The organism is Halalkaliarchaeum sp. AArc-CO (assembly GCF_024972735.1).
In the GTDB taxonomy this organism is placed as follows: domain Archaea; phylum Halobacteriota; class Halobacteria; order Halobacteriales; family Haloferacaceae; genus Halalkaliarchaeum.
Genome location: NZ_CP087723.1, coordinates 545,085 through 563,620 on the forward strand (window position 1 = coordinate 545,085; position 18,536 = coordinate 563,620).

General features: G+C 66.0%; 18 protein-coding genes. 4 read left to right on the forward strand and 14 right to left on the reverse strand.

Translation table 11 applies throughout. The features are described from left to right. Positions 1-4: 4 nt before the first annotated feature. Genes AArcCO_RS03385 through AArcCO_RS03395 form a run of 3 tightly spaced genes read right to left on the reverse strand, consistent with a single transcriptional unit; the run spans position 5 to position 724 of the window. Positions 5-277: a KEOPS complex subunit Pcc1 gene (locus tag AArcCO_RS03385; RefSeq protein ID WP_259535038.1), complete on the reverse strand. Its 273-nt coding sequence runs from the start codon at positions 275-277 to the stop codon at positions 5-7. Between the two features lie 37 nt (positions 278-314). Further along, positions 315-449, reverse strand: a complete 135-nt coding sequence (locus AArcCO_RS03390) for a DNA-directed RNA polymerase subunit P (protein ID WP_259535040.1) — start codon at positions 447-449, stop codon at positions 315-317. A 2-nt stretch (positions 450-451) separates the two neighbouring features. Beyond that, positions 452-724: an eL43 family ribosomal protein gene (locus AArcCO_RS03395; RefSeq protein WP_259535041.1), complete on the reverse strand. Its 273-nt coding sequence runs from the start codon at positions 722-724 to the stop codon at positions 452-454. 137 nt (positions 725-861) lie between these two features. Here AArcCO_RS03395 and AArcCO_RS03400 point away from each other — a divergent pair, with 137 nt between their 5' ends. After that, a complete protein-coding gene (locus tag AArcCO_RS03400) occupies positions 862-1,629 on the forward strand; it encodes a nucleotide-binding protein (RefSeq protein ID WP_259535042.1) in 768 nt (255 codons plus the stop codon). A 55-nt stretch (positions 1,630-1,684) separates the two neighbouring features. Beyond that, positions 1,685-2,269, forward strand: coding sequence for a DUF8054 family protein (locus tag AArcCO_RS03405; RefSeq protein WP_259535043.1), 585 nt, complete (start codon positions 1,685-1,687; stop codon positions 2,267-2,269). 10 nt (positions 2,270-2,279) lie between these two features. Here AArcCO_RS03405 and AArcCO_RS03410 read toward each other — a convergent pair whose 3' ends face one another. From AArcCO_RS03410 to mce, 9 genes are all read right to left on the reverse strand, one after another. Next, on the reverse strand, positions 2,280-2,840 hold the full coding sequence (locus AArcCO_RS03410) for a DUF7261 family protein (protein ID WP_259535044.1): 561 nt from the start codon (positions 2,838-2,840) through the stop codon (positions 2,280-2,282). Next, a complete protein-coding gene (locus AArcCO_RS03415; protein ID WP_259535045.1) occupies positions 2,828-3,301 on the reverse strand; it encodes a DUF7262 family protein in 474 nt (157 codons plus the stop codon). The genes AArcCO_RS03410 and AArcCO_RS03415 overlap by 13 nt, the downstream gene beginning before the upstream one ends. Beyond that, on the reverse strand, positions 3,288-4,001 hold the full coding sequence (locus AArcCO_RS03420; RefSeq protein WP_259535046.1) for a DUF7263 family protein: 714 nt from the start codon (positions 3,999-4,001) through the stop codon (positions 3,288-3,290). Before AArcCO_RS03420 ends, AArcCO_RS03415 begins: the two co-directional genes overlap by 14 nt. Then, the gene (locus tag AArcCO_RS03425; RefSeq protein ID WP_259535047.1) at positions 3,998-4,534 is read right to left on the reverse strand and encodes a DUF7266 family protein; all 537 of its coding nucleotides are present in this window, start codon (positions 4,532-4,534) and stop codon (positions 3,998-4,000) included. Before AArcCO_RS03425 ends, AArcCO_RS03420 begins: the two co-directional genes overlap by 4 nt. Beyond that, a complete protein-coding gene (locus AArcCO_RS03430; RefSeq protein ID WP_259535049.1) occupies positions 4,527-5,270 on the reverse strand; it encodes a DUF7289 family protein in 744 nt (247 codons plus the stop codon). The genes AArcCO_RS03425 and AArcCO_RS03430 overlap by 8 nt, the downstream gene beginning before the upstream one ends. Next, positions 5,267-7,189: a type II secretion system F family protein gene (locus tag AArcCO_RS03435; RefSeq protein WP_259535050.1), complete on the reverse strand. Its 1,923-nt coding sequence runs from the start codon at positions 7,187-7,189 to the stop codon at positions 5,267-5,269. The genes AArcCO_RS03430 and AArcCO_RS03435 overlap by 4 nt, the downstream gene beginning before the upstream one ends. After that, a complete protein-coding gene (locus AArcCO_RS03440) occupies positions 7,186-9,591 on the reverse strand; it encodes a type II/IV secretion system ATPase subunit (RefSeq protein WP_259535051.1) in 2,406 nt (801 codons plus the stop codon). Before AArcCO_RS03440 ends, AArcCO_RS03435 begins: the two co-directional genes overlap by 4 nt. Before the next feature lie 137 nt (positions 9,592-9,728). Further along, positions 9,729-10,697: an aldo/keto reductase gene (locus tag AArcCO_RS03445; RefSeq protein ID WP_259535052.1), complete on the reverse strand. Its 969-nt coding sequence runs from the start codon at positions 10,695-10,697 to the stop codon at positions 9,729-9,731. A 53-nt stretch (positions 10,698-10,750) separates the two neighbouring features. Continuing rightward, positions 10,751-11,137 (reverse strand): methylmalonyl-CoA epimerase, encoded by a 387-nt coding sequence (mce, locus tag AArcCO_RS03450; RefSeq protein WP_259536521.1) that lies wholly within the window; start codon positions 11,135-11,137, stop codon positions 10,751-10,753. Between the two features lie 109 nt (positions 11,138-11,246). Between mce and AArcCO_RS03455 the strand changes: the two genes are divergently transcribed. Next, positions 11,247-11,561: a YbjQ family protein gene (locus tag AArcCO_RS03455; RefSeq protein WP_259535053.1), complete on the forward strand. Its 315-nt coding sequence runs from the start codon at positions 11,247-11,249 to the stop codon at positions 11,559-11,561. Positions 11,562-11,577: 16 nt separating this feature from the next. Here the strand turns inward: AArcCO_RS03455 and pheT are convergent, their stop codons facing one another. After that, positions 11,578-13,350 (reverse strand): phenylalanine--tRNA ligase subunit beta, encoded by a 1,773-nt coding sequence (pheT, locus tag AArcCO_RS03460; RefSeq protein WP_259535054.1) that lies wholly within the window; start codon positions 13,348-13,350, stop codon positions 11,578-11,580. Continuing rightward, a complete protein-coding gene (locus tag AArcCO_RS03465) occupies positions 13,350-14,906 on the reverse strand; it encodes a phenylalanine--tRNA ligase subunit alpha (RefSeq protein ID WP_259535055.1) in 1,557 nt (518 codons plus the stop codon). Before AArcCO_RS03465 ends, pheT begins: the two co-directional genes overlap by 1 nt. Positions 14,907-15,249: 343 nt before the next feature. Between AArcCO_RS03465 and AArcCO_RS03470 the strand changes: the two genes are divergently transcribed. Continuing rightward, entirely contained in the window at positions 15,250-18,384 is a 3,135-nt protein-coding gene (locus AArcCO_RS03470; protein ID WP_259535056.1) for a CARDB domain-containing protein, read from the forward strand. Positions 18,385-18,536 lie beyond the last annotated feature (152 nt).

The following is an 18,536-nucleotide window of genomic DNA, read 5'->3' on the forward strand; positions in this document are numbered from 1 at the left end:
GGCTTCAACCGTCTGCACCGCCGGTACGTTTCGCGACCTCGTCGGTGCGCTCGGCGATGTCCACCAGCCGGGTCCAGCTGTTGATCCCGGCACGCAGCGCGACCAGGTCGCTCGCATCGACTGTCACCTCGACAGTTCGATCCCGCAACGCGACGGCGGCGCCGGCCCGGTCGTCGTCGAGTTCGCCCTGCTCGACCGCAACGGCGGCGGCGACGGTGCTCGCGCTCGCCTCGTCGGGGTAGATAAACGACAGCGTCGCAGAATGGGTGTCGGTCACGCGGCTCACGTCCGGGTTCGAAGAGGCAGATCCGACGTTACTCGACCTCGACTTCCTTGATGCCGCCGCCGCGCTCCTTCAACAGCACGCGGTGGCCGCAGTACGGACAGCGGACGCCGCCGTACTCGTCGAGTTCGACGTCGCGTTTGCAGCGGGAACACTTGTACGCCATCGTTACTCGTCGTCGTCGCCGGACAGCGCGGCGCGGATCGAGCGTTTGACCTGCGTTCCACCCGGCGTCTCGGGGCGGTACGCCCCGCCAGTGAACGTCTCGCCTGTCTCCTCGTCGACCCAGATGCCTGTGCCGATCCGTTTCACGTCGTTGCCGTCGACGGTCGCAGAGCGCATCTCGTCTTCGATGTCGCGAACGCGAACGCGGGAGACGCGCCCGTATCGCGCGCCGAAGCGCCCGGCGCTACCGACCGATCGGGCCTTCTGTTTAGCCATACAGTCCGGTATCGCCAGCGCGCGTAAAAACTTGTTGAGTCGAACGGAGCGTGTCACCGACTGGCGAGCGGCGCCGGAGGGGATGTATTCGCGCCTCGGAACGGTGGTTTTAACCCGAGAACCGAGGGACCACGAGTATGGTCGAAGCCATCGCCGTCGCGAGCGGGAAAGGGGGGACGGGAAAGACCACGAGCACCCTCGCGCTCGGGATGGCACTTGCAGCCGACTACGAGGTGACGGTCGTCGACGCCGACACCGGGATGGCGAACCTGCTGTTTCACGCCGGTCTGGACGACGTCGAGGTGACGCTTCACGATCTGCTCGTCGAGGGGACCGGCACGGCCGTCTCGGAGGCGACCTACGATCGGTTCGGCATGCGGGTCGTCCCCTGTGGGACGAGCCTCGCGGCGTTCGAACGCGCGGATCCGGCCCGCCTCCGGGACGTCGTCGCAGAACTCGCGGGCGAAACCGACGTGCTCCTCCTGGACTCGCCGGCGGCGCTCGGCTCGAAGTCGGCGGTGCTTCCGCTGGTGCTCGCCGACCGGATCGTCGTCGTGCTCCAGCCGACTGTTCCGTCGCTTTCGGACGGGCTCAAGGCCCAGGAGTACGCCCGGTCGTACGGGACGGAGACTGCCGGCATCCTCTTCAACAGGGTCCGGGGGGAACTCGGCGATGTCGCCGACAGGGCCGAACGCTACTTCGGCGGCACGACGCTCGCGGCGGTGCCCGAAAGCGACGCGATCAGGCAGGGTCGCCGGGCCGGAAAACCCCTTCTCGCGCACGCACCGGACTCCGCCGCCGCGGACGCCTATCGGGAGGCCGCAAGCGCACTCGAACCGCGGACCGGACGGGCCGACGACGTCGCTGCCAGATTCAAAAGTGCCGTCGTCCCGGAGACCCACTGACGGCCAGCCGACCGGACCGCCATGACGATCAGACCGCCATGACGATCAGACCGATATGACTGCCCTGACCCTCGATGACTCGCGCGGACTCTCCGTTCCACAGGGGGAACTGCGCAGCTCCCGAGTGGTTGCCGACCTCGGATCCGCGCTCCGAGGGGCGCTCGAAGCGGAACTCACCGGGTATCTCCTCTTGGAACCCCAGGAGACGCTGCTGCTCGACGGGGACGTCCGGGGTGTGCTCACGTTCGAGGAGGGCATCCCGACGCTCGCGTACGACGTCGCCGGGGACGAACGGGGTTCGCGGGCACTCGCCCGGATCGCCGATCCGGGCCCGTATCGAGTCGAACGCTACGCGACCGATCCGGAGGCGATCAGATCCCTCCACGCGCCCGACGCCGCAGACCCCTTTCGCGTCCCGCCGGGTGCGGCGGCCGAACAGCTGGCCAGGGACGCCGAGCTCGCGGCGGCGGCCCGACGGCAGGCACCCGACGTCGGCGACTCCGGGGAGGACGAGGATCCACTCGAGGCGTTCCTGGCCGACGAGGAGCGCGTCGAGGCGATCCAGGAACAGGCGCGGGAGGAGGCGAAGCGGCGTGCCGACGAGTGGGGGTTCACGGAGGAGGTCGCAGGCGACCGGTAGTTCGGCCGCCTCACGCGAAAACGACCACGACCACCTCGACGGTCGCCTCATCGTCCGGCGTGGCGAGCCGCAGTTCGAATCCGGCCGCGAGCAGCGCGGTCTCGTCGGCTCGTTCCTGGACGACGACGTTGTCGATCCGCTCGCAGGGACCGAACGAGCGCATCGGACCGGACGGACACGTCTCCGCCTGCCACGCCGACGCCGGCTCCGCCGCGCTGGCGATCTCGATCACCACGCCCTCGGTGTGGCCCAGCCGTTCGATCGTGTCGAGGTCGTCCTCGAGCAGGTCTCGGAACCCCTCGACTGCAGCCTCCCGTCGGTTCCAACTGTACTCGCCGTCGATCTCCCCGCTCGCGTGCTCGACCGCCCGTTCCAGCGATCGTTCGGTGTCACCGAGTTCGGTTTCGGCTTCGACATCGGCGCCCACGTCGCCGTGATACCCGAGCTGTAGGTACGCGAACGCCATCGGAACCAGCGCCAGCGCGAGCACGGCCGCTGCGACGAGCACGAGCTGTCCGCGTTCGTCGAACTGGCCCGCTGTGAGTCGGCACTCGCCGGTCATCCGTACCACACCCACAGTTCGACCTCCCCGTGTCTGGTGGTCACGGCCGCGTATCCGACGGGCACGCCGCGTGGCCGTTGCTGTCCGACCGCGCCGTACGGCCCGTCCGGTCCCGACACTTCCACCCGGTAGAACACGTTGTCCGGAAGGATCAGCCCGACGCGCCGCTCGAGGGCGTCCCGTTCGCGGTCGAAGCCGGACGCCGACCGAGTGAGTTCGGTGAGCCGGGTTTCGCCGACGTGGCGCGGCGGCTCGTTTTCCAGTACGGTCACGGTGTCCGATGCGTACCGGTCCAGCTGTGCGGTGTCGGCTCCCGCGGCGGGCACGCCGATCCCGAACGTGACGGCGACACCGAACACGAACACGACCCCGACGATCGCCTCGATCAGCGTGATCGACAGCTGTCCGCGGCGAGAAGCACCTTCGGTCCGTCGATCAGTCCGAATTTGCGTCCGGTCATCCCCCGGCACCGACGGTCACCTCCAGCCGGGCTTTCGCCGTGGTCTCCGGCGTCGCAGTGATCGCGACGACGCCGTCGGTCCCCTCCGCGTCGACGGTCACTCGGAGCGTCGCGGTCCAGGGCACCGACGCGGTTGCGGTCCCCTCGAGCCCACCCGGATCGTGGAGGAGGACGCGATCGTTGATCCGGATCGTCGACACCATGGTGTCGTTTTCGGGAGCGATCGTGACCCGGAGTTCGTCGGTCCGGCGTGGCACCGTCACGGCGTCGTCTTCTTCGAGGTCGAGCCGGTAGGTCCGTTCGTCGTCCGTGGCGAAGACGACGAGCCGTTCGACGCTCGTTCCCCCCGACGGATCACCCCGTTCGAGCAGCGTCCGACCGTCGATCCGGATCCGGAACGGACGGTCTTCGATCCCGGGTGAAAGCGACTCCACGTCGTCGACCGAGAGCGCCTCGGTTTCGCTTCGATCGAGCACGTTCTCCCGGCGAACGTGATCGACGTCCGGCGAGACGAGCCGGTCGGCGAGATCAGTCGCCACGTTCCGCTCGGCGGGGTCGCGCTCGGCGGCAGCGAGCGATCCGTGTGCGATCGCGATCGCAGATCCGGCGGCACCCACGAGCAAAAGCAGCGCGACCGCGAGGCTCACCATGTTGGCCTGCCCTCGGATCGGTCCGGTTTGCCGTCGTCCGACGTCGGTTCCCTGCGTCATCGGTTCTCCAGGCGGATCGTCGCGTCGATCGTTCCCCCATCCTCCTCGGCGGGCCCATCGCTCTGTCCGGCCTCGATCACTAGCACCGTTTCCGCTCCACTTCGCCAGGTTCCGGTGACGTCAGTCACCGACGCCGGAATCGCAAGTTCCGTCCTCGCTTCGATCTCCGTCTCGGGATGTTCGAGTCGGAGGATGGTGCCCTCCGCGATCACCCTGTACTGCCCGGACGCGATTCGGGGTGGGAGGTCCACCCGCCGTTCCAGCTCGACCCCGTAGCGTTCGGTGCCGTGGCGCTCGGGCGGGGCTGCCCGTTCGATCTCCTCGCTTGCGGCCACGAGAACCCTATCGGCGATCTCCTCGCCGGCCGCGCGCTCGTAGGCGGGGGCGATCCCGGCGTGCAGCGTCGTCGTGAGCAGGCCGATGAAAAGGACCACGAGCGCCGTCTCGAGCGTTTTCCCGACGACTGCAGTCGTCGCCCGGTCGGTTCCGCCGAGAAAACTGCGGGCTTTTCTCCTCGAGACAGGATCAGCCATGGTACACCTCGAGTTCGACGTCGTGTACCACGACGTAGCCGGTTCGCTCGTCGTCGAACCGTGCCACGACGCTCGGCTCGTCGTCTCCGTTAAACGTTTCGACCGACGTGGACGCCCCCTGACGTTCGAGTTCCCGCTCCCAGGCGTCGGTCGTCCTCGTCTCGACAGCGACGGCGTACTCGCCGTCGCCGAGTTCGGTGCGGTCGTGCGAGACGGTCGTCCGGAGCGTGAGCGTCGAAGCTCCGGTTCCCCCGTACGACACCGGGTCTACTGGATCGAGATCGACGACGCCGACGAGGAGCACTCCTTCGGATGCGGCCACCGGTGGCCCCTCGTGAACTCGTGAATACCCACCCCGAGACTCGACGACTGCACCGCCGAGAGAAATCACGCGATGGCCGTCGGTTTCGTACACGACCGCGCCGATCTCCCACGTCGAGATCGGCTGGCCGTCCTCGAGGACGCGGATCGTCCGTTCGGTGGTTCGAAGCGTTCCGTCAGTAAACGACAGCGTCGATTCGCGGGTGCCCGTCGCCGTGACCGGTTCGATCCCCTGCTCGAGGCCGGTGGCGACTGCGTTCGCGTCCGCGGTGGCGGCGTTCTCCTCGAGAGTGACGCCAATCGTGAGCGTGAGCGCCCCGAGGCTGAGTACGGCGATCCCGAGCAACAGCGCGACGCCGACGACCTCCGACTGGGCGCGAGCGGACGAACCGACCCCGACCGGTCGTCGGTTCATATCGCACCCACCCCCGCGAAGACGAGATAACAGATACAGACGAGCACGCCGGAGTGTAACAGTGCCTCGTATCTGTTCCGGGAGGCGATCCCGGCGAACCAACCGGAGGCGAGCATCGTCGCCTGAGTGACGACGTAAAACCGGAAGCCGTCGCGCTCGGGGTCGATCGTCGCCGGATCGAGCGCGAAGCCTGCCGTCCCCGGCGTCGACGACAGCTGCGTGAATCCGTCGACGATGTACTGGTTGACAGCGACGACGATGCCGACGATGAGGATCGCCGTGGTCCACCCGACGACCGCGTACACGAGCATCGCCGACCGCAGCGACTGCTTTTCGTGGTACAGCCGGCCGATCTCCGACTGCAAGTTCTCGAAGACGGTTTCGGTGTCGCTGCCGGCCTCGAGGGCGCCGGTGACGAGCCCGACGGTTTGTTCCCCCAGCGGCGTTCCCACACGCTCGACGAACCGATCCAGCGCGGCGGTTCGCCTGTCGGAGGTGCCCTGGAGCGTCCCACCGGCGGCGACGTTTCGTTCCCGGACGCCTTCGGGTGCGGAGGTGAGTCCGAGGTTGAACCCCAGATCGGCGACGTCGTCGTCGAGCGGCCCGAGATCGACCTCCCTTGCGACGACCCGGACTGCTTCGGGGAACGGCCGTCCGAGCGAAACGTGTCCGGAAACGGCGTGAACGAAGTCGCGGATCTCCCTGTCCTTGGCATCGTCGAGCCGTGCTCGCCGCAGAGCGACGACACCGACGGGTAGCCCGTACCCGACGTACCCGGCGAGGATCGCGTTCACCGGCCCTGTGCCGGACTGCGTGGTGGCAATCGCGACGGCTACGCCGAGCGGCACACAGACGACCGCAGCGCTTGCGGGGTTGCTCCGTGCAGTTTTGAGAGTTGCCACCGGGCCGTCCGGACGGACGTAACTCGTGTGTTGATCGTCCGGGCGGACGCTTTCTACGACCAGCACCGCAGCGACGCCGACGAGCAGGATGAACCCGGCGCTCCCATAGACGGCGAGCGCCCGCATGCTGACAGGTCCGGCAGGCGTCGACACCGGCTCGGCCAGGCCGGGCGCGAGCACGCTCATGACCGTGAGAACGATAACGAACAGTGCGGGCAACACGAGCAACACGACGAACAGCTCGGCGAGGAGTTCGAGATAGCCGGATGCCCGGGTGCGGGCCCGTTCCTGGCGGTGGCTCAACATCCGACTCTCCATGCGGAGATAGCTCTCCAGCGCGTCTTCGCCCTGCATCGCGTGTTCGCGGAACTTCAGCAGAAACGGCGCGAGCAACTCCCTGGACGGCGTGTCCCGCGCGACCCGTCTCAGTCCAGCATCGAGGCTCCCGGTGAGCTCTGCGGTGTTGAGCGTCTTCCTGAAGGCGACTGCCGACTCGCCGTAGGCGTCGTTTCGGGCGGTCCGCCGGAGCATCTCGCGGGCGTCGTCGCTCCCGGAGGAAAGCGAGTGGAGATACCGGACTGCACCCGGGAGCGTCCGTTCGATGTCGTTTCGACGGGCGGTGGCCATCCACCGGAGATACAGCCCACCGGTCCGGATCGTCGCCGCCTTGACCGTAACCGCGAGAACGGCGGCGCATCCGACGGCGATAGAGAGACGGGAGACGGCAGTGAACGGTTGGACGCTCGCGATCCGCAGCAGGACTGCGTCGACCCCCGCGAGGGTTCGGTCCGGCACCGCAAGGAGGAGGCCGACGCCGAGGACGCAGGCGAACGACGAAAGCAGCCACGACAGGGCATACAGCCGGGACAGGAACACGTCGAAACTGACTCGCAGATCTGTCGCCCGATACCGACGACGGGCCGTGGCGTGTTTCGTCCCGTCCGCGTGGCGGGCGAACAGTGCGTACAGCGCACGATCCAGAAGCGACAGTCGCTTGTCGTCGGCGTCGACGCTCATCTGTCGCCCCCAGCCTGGGGTCGCCCGTTTGGAGACTCCGTCTCCGCGCGTCCGCGGCTCACGCGTTCGACGGTCGCCGCTTCGTCGGCGGTCAGGTCCGCGAGGAAGGAGAACAGTTCGTCGACGTCTGTGATCCCTTCCTGGACCAGGTACGCGACGTAACGGTGTTTCCGATGGAACTCCCGTTCGACTGCCGACACCGGGCGATCGGTTCGTTCGGCCAGCCGGTGGAAGAACCGGAACCCGAAGCGTTCGTTGTCGAGAGCGTTCGGGCCGCGTTCCGTTCGGCCGCCATCCCCGACCGTCGATTTTTCACTTCTGTCCGCTCCCCCGAGGTTCGGATGGTCGTACGCGAACCGGAATTCCCCGTCCGTCGTCCTCCAGGCGACCGTATTCCAGTAGATCTCGCTGCTTCCCTTCGAGACGACGCCGGCCCGATCGGTTCGGTCGACCCGGTCGTCCGGGGCCGTTTCCCATGCGTCGGTCGGCAGATCCTCGTACTCCCCCGCCGAGAGAAATTCGACGATCCGGCCGACGTACCGGTCGCCGTCGACATGACGGGGGAACACGACAAGATCGATCTCGCGGAGCAGATACGACGGAACCCCCTGCTCGATCAGCCGGTTGACCAGCGTCTCGACGTCGTCGGCGTGTAGTGTGCCCAAAAGCCCGTGGCCGGTGTTTAGCGTCTCTGCGAAGGTTTCGAACGACGCCGGCGTGTTGATCTCCGCGATGACCTCGATGTCGGGATTGAGGTAGTTCGTCTCGGTCATCAACTCGGCCATCGTGACTCGCTTGTACTCGTTTTCGTGTTCGCGGGTCGTCAGCGAGATCCCTGTCTCGTGGGGAAACACGACCTCCCGCGACCCTTCGTCGATGCTGATCGGTCGGTCGTCGAACCCGACGAACGGCATGTGGGCGTTCAGCAACGTCGTCTTTCCCGCCCCGGTCGGGCCGCAGAACAGTCCGACACCGTGGTGTTCGTACAGCAGCCACAGCAGCGTGACCAGTTCCGTCGAGAGAGTGTCGTTTTCCACCAGATCCACGGGCGTGAGGACGTCCGTCGCCTGTTTCCGGATCGAGACGTGGGGACCTCCCTCGCTGATTACGGGCAGCGCGACCGCACACCGGACGGTTTGTTCGACGCCGTCGAGGTCGAGGTTGACCTTCGCGCTGGGCGTCGCGGCGTTGAGCTCGGTGCCGTCGTGGGCCGCGAGCTGGGTGACGACGTTGACGAACCGGGTCTCCTCGTCGAACCGGAGGTTCGTCGGCACCCGGTCGCCGCCGACGCCGGCAGACGGGAGCGTCCCCGTCCTCGGGATCACCTTCACCCGCTCGCCGATCCGGTTGGCCTCGACGTCCTCGAGATGTGGATCCCGGATCGGCACGGTGAGGATGTCCTGACCGACGAGATCTCGCAGCACGTAGTACACCAGATCGTCGAGGCGATCGGGCGCGAACCGGGAGTCGACCGGCGGCACCGCCAGATCGTACGCCGAAAGCGCCGACCGGAGGCGGTACCGGGTGGCGTCGAGCCACGCCCGGGTGTTCCGGGCGGTGAGCCGCCGAGAGAGGAACTGCCTGGCTCGCGTTTCGACGAACGATCGACGGTCCTCCAGCACGCGAGTGACGTTCGTCTCCCAGATCCGCGCTTTACACTCCCGGATGAGCTGCTCGTCGCCCGGCAGTAGATCCGGCTCCAGGACGGCGTATTTCGTCGTGAACTGGTCCGAGCCGAGGAGGTGTTCCCGATATATCACGACGTCGACCTCGAACCCGGCGAACTCGACGCTGTAGGTGCCGAGTCGCTCCCCGGCGACGCGTTCGGCAAATCTGGCGTCGCCCGCGTAGCCCGTGTGAACCGGCGCGAACCGATCGGTGTGGACGACGAGTTCGGCGTCGTCCCCGACGTCGGCGACCTCGACCCGCCCATCGAGCGCGACGGGAGTGAGATCGTCGAACAGCCGCAACGCAGAGAGGGCGTGGTAGTCGATTCGGCGTCGGGCGGCCGGGGAGGCGTCGAGCAGGCGATCGAGCGCCCGTTCGTATTTCGGGGCGAACCCGCGTCGGGCGCGCTCGATGGCTCCCTCCCGGGTCAGCGGTCGGCGGTGGCTTCCCCCCGAGAAATACTCCCGGACGGTTCGGAGCCCGTCGCGGTCGCCCGCTGCGAGCCCCGGTTCGCGGACGTCGTACCTGAACTCGCCGTCGACTTCCTGAATCGTCGCGACAACGTCTTCGATCACCTCGTACTGGGCACGCACCTCCGGCGCGTACCACGCATCGGGACTGTCAGGCGGTTCCGGCGGCGGAACAGTCGGCGTTCCTCCGTGGGTTTCGTTCCATCTGCCACTCGACGACGATCCCTCGTTTGTGCCCTCCGGTCGGGCTGGCGTCCCATCCATCGACAGACCGCTCCGTGTATATTCCGAGTTGTCCTGTACTGGTATTTAAGGGTTAGTATCTAGAAAAAGAGGAGGAAATTAACAAAACCGAGGGATGTAATAGGTGCAGTCGATGGCCACCGAATGCAGTCGGCGTATCACTCGTGACCGCTGATCGGCACGGGCTCGTACGGCTCCTCCAGGTATTCGACGTCACTGTCGCGGAGGTCGATATCGAGCGCCTCGATGGCGTCCTCCAGGTGTTCGATACTCGAGGTGCCCACGATCGGCGCGTCGACCACGCCCGTGTGGAACTGCCAGGCCAGCGCGATCTGGGCCATCTTGACGCCCTTCTCGTCGGCCAGTTCCGCGACGCGGCGGTTGATCTCCTCGCCGCCACCCTCCCGATACGGTCGATCCAGCGACGACTCGTGTTCGCCCCGGGTGGTCGCGTCGTCCTCCTCGTAGGGGCGCGCCAGGTAGCCCGCCGCGATGGGGCTCCACGGGATCACGCCGACGCCCTCTTTTTCACACAGCGGCAGCATCTCGCGTTCCTCCTCCCGGTAGACCAGGTTGTAGAGGTTCTGCATGGTGGCGAACCGCTCGAGGCCCAGCCGGTCGCTCGTGTACAGCGCGTCGGCGAACTGGTGGGCCCACATCGAGGAGGCGCCGACGTACCTGGTCTGTCCCCGCCGTACAGCGTCGTCGAGCGCCCGGAGCGTCTCCTCGATCGGCGTGTCGTCGTCCCACCGGTGGATCTGGTAGAGATCGACCGTGTCCATACCGAGCCGGTCCAGCGACGCGTCGAGTTCCTGCTCGATCGTCTTCCGGGAGAGACCGCCGGAGTTGGAGTTCGACTCGTCCATCTCGCCGTACACCTTGGTCGCGACGACCATCCGGTCGCGGTCGTAGTCGGCGAGAACGTCTCCGAGGATCTCCTCGCTCTCGCCGGTCGAGTAGACGTTCGCGGTGTCGAAGAACGTCACCCCGAGTTCGATCGCCCGCTCGATTAGCTCCCGGCTCTCCTCCCGGTCGAGCATCCAGTCGTGTCCGCTGCCGAAGCTCATGCAGCCGAGACAGATCTTCGAGACGGTCATCCCGGTGTCGCCCAAGGTAGTGTACTCCATGTCTCGGGATGGGAGCGGGATGACCTTATAAGTGGGCTGGGTCGTCGGTTCGCTCACCCGTGTTCCACGAACTCCACGAGGACACCACCTGTCGAGCCGGGATGCAGGAAGGCGACCTCGTGACCCCACGCGCCCGGGCGGGGCTCGTCGTCGACGAGTTCGATCCCCATCCCGCGTGCGGTCTCGAGGGCGTCGGCGACGTCGTCGGTCGCGAACGCGAGGTGGTGGACCCCCGGCCCGTGCCGTTCGAGGTACCGGCTGATGGTTCCGCCCTCCTGGGGTTCGAGCAGTTCGAGGTAGCCGTTCCCCAGATCGAGGAAGATCACGTCCATGCCGTTGAACCGCTCCCGGTGGGCGACGGGCGCCTCCAGCAGCTCATTGAAAAGGGCCTCGAGTTCGTCGGCCTCGCGGGTCGCAATGCCGGCGTGATCGAACGCCATCTCCGGAACGTCCATGTCCGGGTGGCCGCAGGGAGCCCTCAAAAGACCACTGGCTGCAAAGAGCCCAGCGCGCGGGGGCCCTTAAGTAGGATCCCGTCGATGGGAGCGTATGCAGCTCTCCAACACCGATTCGATTGCAGGCAGGGACGTCGCCGAAACGCTCGGAGTCGTCCGAGGTAACACAGTCCGTGCCAGGAACGTCGGCCGCGATTTTACCCAGAGTCTCCGCAACATCGCCGGCGGAGAGATGAAAGGCTACACCGAACTTTTGACCGACGCCCGCGAGGAGGCGCTCTCGCGGATGCAACAGGAAGCCGAGGAGCTCGGCGCCGACGCGGTCGTCAACGTCCGGTTCACGACCTCCGGCATCGCCGACACGGGGGCGGAGATCCTCGCGTACGGCACCGCGGTGCGGCTCGAGTGATTGCCCGAGTGCGGTCCTATCGTAGTGCGTCGAGTTCGAACTCGAAGGCGGCAACCGGGAGTTCGAGATCGTGTTCGACCAGCACCTCCGGGTGTAGTTCGCCGATCACGCCCACACTCTCGCCGTCGATCACGACAGACGCCGCCCGTCCGGGGAGGAACGTCGGATGTTCGGTCGGGGGGGTCTCCAGATCGACGCCGAAATCGCGGGCGATCGCCGCGAGGCGGCTCTTCGCGTCCTCGTAGGTGGCGTCGTGGCGCGCGAGCACGCCGGCGACGTGGTGGCTTTCGGCCACGGAGGTGTTTTCACGCTCGTCGTACTCGGCGACGAAGCCGACCTCCGCGAGGTCCTGGGGATACGATCGGTGGGTGTTGTTCTCCAGCACCATCACGAGCGACGGGAGCGCCCAGGTCCGCAGCTGGGTGTAATCCTCGCTGTACGGCTCGGTGATGGTGGCGGGTTCGCCGGCACCGAACACCGGCGCGCCGGTTCCGTCGTCGCTGTCAGCTCCCATGCCGGGTTCGATCCGCATCCGGTCGTGGTTCTCCTCCCCGGAGATCATATGGAAGTTCAGCATGTCCTCGAAGCCGAGTCCGACAAGCTGCGTCCGGACGGCGTCCTCGAGCCGGGCGCGGTCGTGTCGCCCACCGACGGTCGCGACGTCGGGGTACCGCGGCTCCAGATCGTTGAACCCGTACGCCCGGCCCACGTCGTCGACGAGGTCCAGCGGGTGGAGCACGTCGACACGGTAGGGCGGAATCTCCACCTCGTAGGTGACCGACTCGCCGAGGGTGTAGGTCGCATCGAGGCCGGAGCGCTCGAAGAGGTCGACCACCTCTTCGGGCTCGAACTCGACCCCCAGCACCGTCTCGATGCGGTCGTGGCTGACCGACTTCGTGTCGACGCTGAAGTCCGGGCGACGGAGGGTTCTCCCCTCTGTGGAGACGGCGTCGTCGGGAGCGTCCTCGGAATACCGAACCTCGACGTCCTCGATCGTTGCCCCCCGCGCCGACAGCGCATAGCAGACGATGTTGAGCATGTGATCGATCGTCCACTGGTCTGTGCCGGTCATCTCGACGAACAGCTCCCGGGAGCTGGTCGACACCTCGGTCCGGCGGCCGTTGATCACCGGCGGGAACGAGAACAGCCCGATCTCGTCGTAGATGGCGGGCATCCGGTCGTAGTCGGCCACCAGGTCGGCGTACTCCCGACCGGTCGGGTGCTCCTCGAGCACCTCGCCCGGGGTCACCTCGGCGTCGAAATCCAACGGGACGAACGTGTCGCCGTCGGGGTCGACGCCCCGATACGTGATCGAGTTGTTCGCGCCCTCGACGGTGGCCCGCCCCTTCAACATCGCCAGGTCGTGGATCCCGATCGCGCCCTTCGCCCGCTTGCGGCCCATCGTGGCGTGGAGCTTCTCCTGGAGCTGGATCAGCGAGTCCAGCGCGTCGTCGTCGAGGTCGATTCCCCGGACGATCGCTCCCGTGACGTACGGGCGCTGGTCCGGAGTCGACGCCTCGACCTCGATCGTCCAGTCGGCGTCGTTCGTGTCGGGAACGTGGACGCCCCGGTCGTCGCCGTACTGGTACCGCAAGGATCGGGCGACGCCCTCGACAGAGAGCCGGTCGAGACGGTCCGGCGCGAACTCCAGCTGGAACGCTCCATCCTCGGTCTCGCCTTCGAATTCCAGTCCGAGATCGAACAGGTCCCGCTTCAGTTCGTCGTCACTCTTCTCGGCCTGGCCGGTGAGCGTCCGCAGCTCGTCTGGGTCGACGTCGACGACGGGCATCAGTAGCTCACCTCCGCGTTCCGGAGGAACTCGACGTCAGTCAGGGTCCCGTGGAGGTCGCGGATGTCCTCGGCGCCGGTGGTGAGCATCGCGAGCCGCTCTAAGGCGAGCCCCCAAGCCATCACGTCGCAGTCGACGCCCAGCGGTTCGAGCACCTCCCGGCGGAACATCCCGCTGTTGCCGATCTCGATCAGTTCGTCGGTGACGGGGTGTCGACCGAACAGCTCGAAGGACGGCTCCGTGTAGGGGTTGTAGTGGGGCTTGAACTGGATGTCGGTGATGCCGAACTGGCGGTAGAACTCCTCGAAGGTTCCCATCAGGTCCCGCACCGAGAGGTCCTCGGCCATCACCCACCCCTCGATCTGGAAGAACTCCAGCAGATGTGTCGCATCGAGGGTGTCGTTGCGGTACACCTTCTCGACGGAGAAGTACCGCTGTGGCGGTTCGAAATCGACGCGCTGCGGTTCCCTCTCGCCGCCGAAGGTGGCGTCGGCGTACCCGGAGAGATACCGCATCGAAAGCGACGTGGTGTGACCCCGGAGGTCGACCTCGCGGGCCACCTCCTCGGTCCAGGGTGAATGGTAGCCGTCGCCGTCCTCGTCGACGCCCTCGAGGTGGGCCGCCTTCACGTCAGCGACCAGTTCTTCGGGCAGTTCCTGGATCGGGGGCACGTCCAGCGCGAACTGGTCCCAGTGCGTCCGGGCGGGGTGGTCCTGGGGCATGAACAGACAGTCGTTGATCCAGAACTCCGCGTCGGCGTGGGGGCCTTCCATCTCCTGAAAGCCCATCCCCACGAGGGTCTCCTTCACGCGCTCTGCGGTGCGCCGGAGGACGTGTTTTCTGCCACCGTGGATCTCCGGGGCGTCGGCCTCGACGTTGTACTCGGCGAACTCGACGTCGTGCCACTCCCCGCTCGAGAGCATCTCGGGGGTGAGCCGATCGACCGTCTCGGCGGCCTCGATCCCCTCCATCATGGCGGTGACGCCCTCGTCTGTGAGCGTCACCGTCCGGACGGTGTGCTCGATTCGATCGATCAGGTTCCGCTCCTCGAGCCGGTCGAGCACTGCGGGATCGACGTGGACGTCCACGCCGGCGCCGTCACCCGACTCGGCCAGCGTCGCGAGGGCGTCAGCCTCGCTGTCGGCGTCGGGGTCGGCGTCGGAATCGGCGCTGATCTGGCCGTTTTCGACCGTCCCGTACCCCTTCCGAGCGTAGTTGGCCAGCGCGATGTCGACTTCTCCCCCTTCGAGCCCGCTTTCGCCGATGGCCTTCCCCATCGACACGGGTTCGTCTGTCCCGCCAGCGCCGGCGGCGGCTCGGTAGAGCCGAACTTCCGGGAGGCCAGTCTCGACGTAGTCGGCCCCCTCCTCGGTGAGCGTGATCCGTTCGTCAGTTCGTTCGACGACCTCGAGCAGTCCGGTCTCCTCGAGTTCGAACGCCGCGCCGGTGACCGTCTCGGGTTTCAGACCCGTCTCCTCGCTTATCGCGTCGATGCTCCGTTCGTCGGTCGCGCTCGCCGCCTCCAGGACGGCGAGCTGTCGTTCCGGGAGTTGCATTCGTGTCGTGTGTGTCGTGTCGGTATCGTCAGTTATCCGTTCCGAATCTCCGAGCGGGTTCCATGGGAACCCGGCGTGCCTGGGCCGCGCTCGTCGGGCGACCGCGCCGACCGGTTTCACCGCCCCGACCGCGGGGGCGGATCCGCCGGCCGATCAGGCGAAAACAAAGCCGAACCCGTCGGCTGGCGCTTCGCGAGCGAGCACGTCGATGGCGGGTTCGGATGCCATGAGGGAACGAAGCACGCGGACCGTTATAGGGGTTTTCGTTCGAGACAGTGGGTGAACTACATTCAGCTTAATCGGGTTTTGCACCCGGCTTAACTGGATTTGCAGATTCATTACAATGGCTTCTCGGGAGAGCTACATCCCCATGTACGGCAGCAAGGTGTTCCTCTTCTGGATCTGTGCGATGGTACTCGCATCGAGCCTCGCAGCCGGGGGCGTCGCCTTCGTTGCCGGAGCCGACGCCGCAGTGAACGACGCCGAATTCGAGGTGACGGATACGACGCTCTCGGAATCGACGATCACCGAGGGCGAATCGGTAACCGTGAGTGCGACGGTCGAGAACGACGGGGATCGGGCAGGGACGTTTACAGCCGAACTCCAGATTGACGGGGATGTAGTGGAGAGAGAGGACGTCACCGTCGGGCCAGGCGAGAGTAACGCGGTCACGTTCGGCTGGACTGCCAACGAGGCAGACGACTACGAGATCGCCGTCAGCGGCGAGTCAGCCGGGACACTCGTCGTGCTCGAACCGGCCGACATCGAAGTGGACGACGTGGAGTTGTCGGAAGACGAGATACTCGAGGGGGAAACCGTCGAGGTAACGGCCGAACTCAAGAACGACGGCGAGGCGGAAGGAAGCTTCACAGCCGAGCTCCAGATAGATGGGGAGACTGTCGACGAGAAAGAGGTCACAGTCGCACCCGACACAACTGAAGCTGTTACGTTCACTCGACAGTTCGACGAACCGGGAGCATACGAGATTGCCGTCAGCGGGGAATCCGGGGACACGCTCGAAGTCAAGGCCGCGACTGCAGAGTTCGAGGTGGACGACGTGGAGTTGTCTGCTGATGAAATATTTGAAGGGGAGACCGTTGAGGTAACCGCCGAGATAGCGAACGACGGCGAGGCGGAAGGCAGCTTCACTGCCGAACTCCAGATCGACGGCGAGATGGAAGATACTGCGGACGTCACCGTCGACGGTGGTGGTGTCGAAACGGTTTCCTTTAGTCAGCAATTCGATGAGGCAGGAGAATACGAGATCGCCGTCAGCGGGCAGTCTGCAGGCCAACTCACGGTGAAGCCGGAACCCGAACCCGATCTTTCCGTGACTCGTGCGACGCTCTCGGAATCGACGATCACCGAGGGCGAATCGGTAACCGTGAGTGCGACGGTCGAAAACGACGGCGACGCTCCCGGCTCTCTCGAACTGGAACTATTCGTCAACGAGACCGTCGAGGACGACGCGAACGTGTCAGTCAACCCCGGCGAAGAAGAGATTGTCACGTTCGACTTCCTCCCGGAGGAGGCCGGAGAGTACGCCATCACAGTGAACGACGAACACGCAGGCACCCTTTCCGTCAAGACGCCGGCGGATCTGGAGCTGACGGACGCGAACGTGGACACTGACGCGATTCTGGTGGGTAGCTCGACCGAGGTGACAGCCGAGATCGCAAACCACGGCGACCGGGACGGTGACATGGTCGTCGACCTCGAGGTCGACGGAAACATCAGTAAATCCCGAACAGTCACAGTCACCGGGGGCGCCTCGAAGACCGTTTCGTTTCTCGAACAGTTTGACGACCCCGGCGAGTATGACGTCTCGGTAAACAGCGTCAACGCCGGAACTGTCACGGTGGAAACGTCGGCGAACCTGACCGTCACGAACGCGAGTCTCGAACCCCATGCCGTCGTCGAAGGCGAGTCGGTCACCGTGAGTGCGACGGTCGAGAACGACGGGGATCGGGAGGGTGATCTCCGCACGGAACTGGTGGTCGACGGGGAGGTCGAGAACAGCACGACCGTCTCCCTCGGAGGACACGAAACAGAAACGATCACCTTCACGTACACGCCCGGGGACGCAGACGAGGACGGACACGAGATCGCGGTGAACGACGCCTCGGCTGGATTCCTCGACGTGCTCGAACCCGCCGATATTTCGGTCGTCAACGCGTCACTCGACTCCGAGTCGATCGAGGAAGGCGAATCGGTCCAGGTCACTGCCGACATCGAGAACGTCGGAGAGGTAGCGGGGACGACGACAGTGCGGCTCCAGGTGGACGACGAGACTGTCGAGAGTTCGAACGTCACTGTCGACTCTAACGCGACCGAAACGGAGACGTTCACCCGAACGTTCGACGAACCGGGTGAATACAATCTCTCGGTCGAAAGCATTGACGTCGGTGTGGTGACCGTCGAGGAGTCGAGTTCTGGATCGCCGTCGGGCCCGGTATCTACCACCCCGATAACCACTCCGGATCCGCCGTCCGACGATCCCCAGGGGGACGAACCGGGTCCCTCCGACGATCCCCAGGGGGACGAACCGGAGTCCTCCGAACCGACGGACGAAGGTGACGAGGAGCCGATCGATGTCGAGCCGACGATCAATCGGACCGAGACGAGCGACGCAGTCACGGTCCGGATCGAAAACGCGACCGACGACAGCGTCGTTGTCCCGGTCGACCTGGCCGGACCGGAGACGGTGCAGCCGTCGCTGTCGCTGTCCTCCCTCGAAATCGATCCTGCCGGCGATCGGGAAGCGTTCGCGGTGACTGTGTCACAGCCAGTGGTCGATCCTGGTGACCGGCCTGCAGTCCCCCGCGGCGATGTTCTCGCGTACGTCGATCTCGACACGGATCTCGACGCGAACGCAACCACCGACGCGACGCTGCGGTTCGAACTGGATCGGACTGCGATCCCGGACGGACTCACCCCCGAGAACGTCGCGGTACTGCGCTACGCCGACGGGGAGTGGACAGCCGATGGGGTCGCACACGACGTCGTGGAGTCCGGGAACACCGAGGATGTCCACCGCGTGAGACTCCCCGAACTGTCTCCCGTCACCGTTGTCGCGCTCGAACCCGGGACCGTCGAGGTCCTCGACGCGGACGTTCCGGCCGACTGGGTTCGGGCCGGTCACGAAACCGAACTGCATGTGACAGCCCGGAACCCGGGTGATCTACCGGCCACGCGTACCCTCGTTCTCGAAGCGGACGGCAACCCCGTCGAAGAATGGGACGTGTCGCTCGACGCCGGTGAGACCACGACCGTCGAATTCACGTTTACACCGACTCGCGGCGGAACGCTCACGCTGGAGGGAACCGACGCCGGCACGCTCGCTGTCGGAGACGGGGACGATGAGGTCGCTGCCGACCGAGACGCAACCTCCACCGATATCCCCGGATTCGGTCCAATCGTGGCTGTCTTTGCACTCCTGATCGCGGCGCTCGCCGTCCACGTTCGGCGGTCGCACTGATCCGGTTCGACCCAGGATTGACGAACTAGTTTATCGGGGCGTCGGTCGGCGGGCCGTTGCGGTCATCTTGCTTTCCGACACGGACCAGCGTCTCGGGGGTCGGATCGGAGACACGGTCGTCGTCTCGACCTGAGCGGAACCTGGAGTGCCCG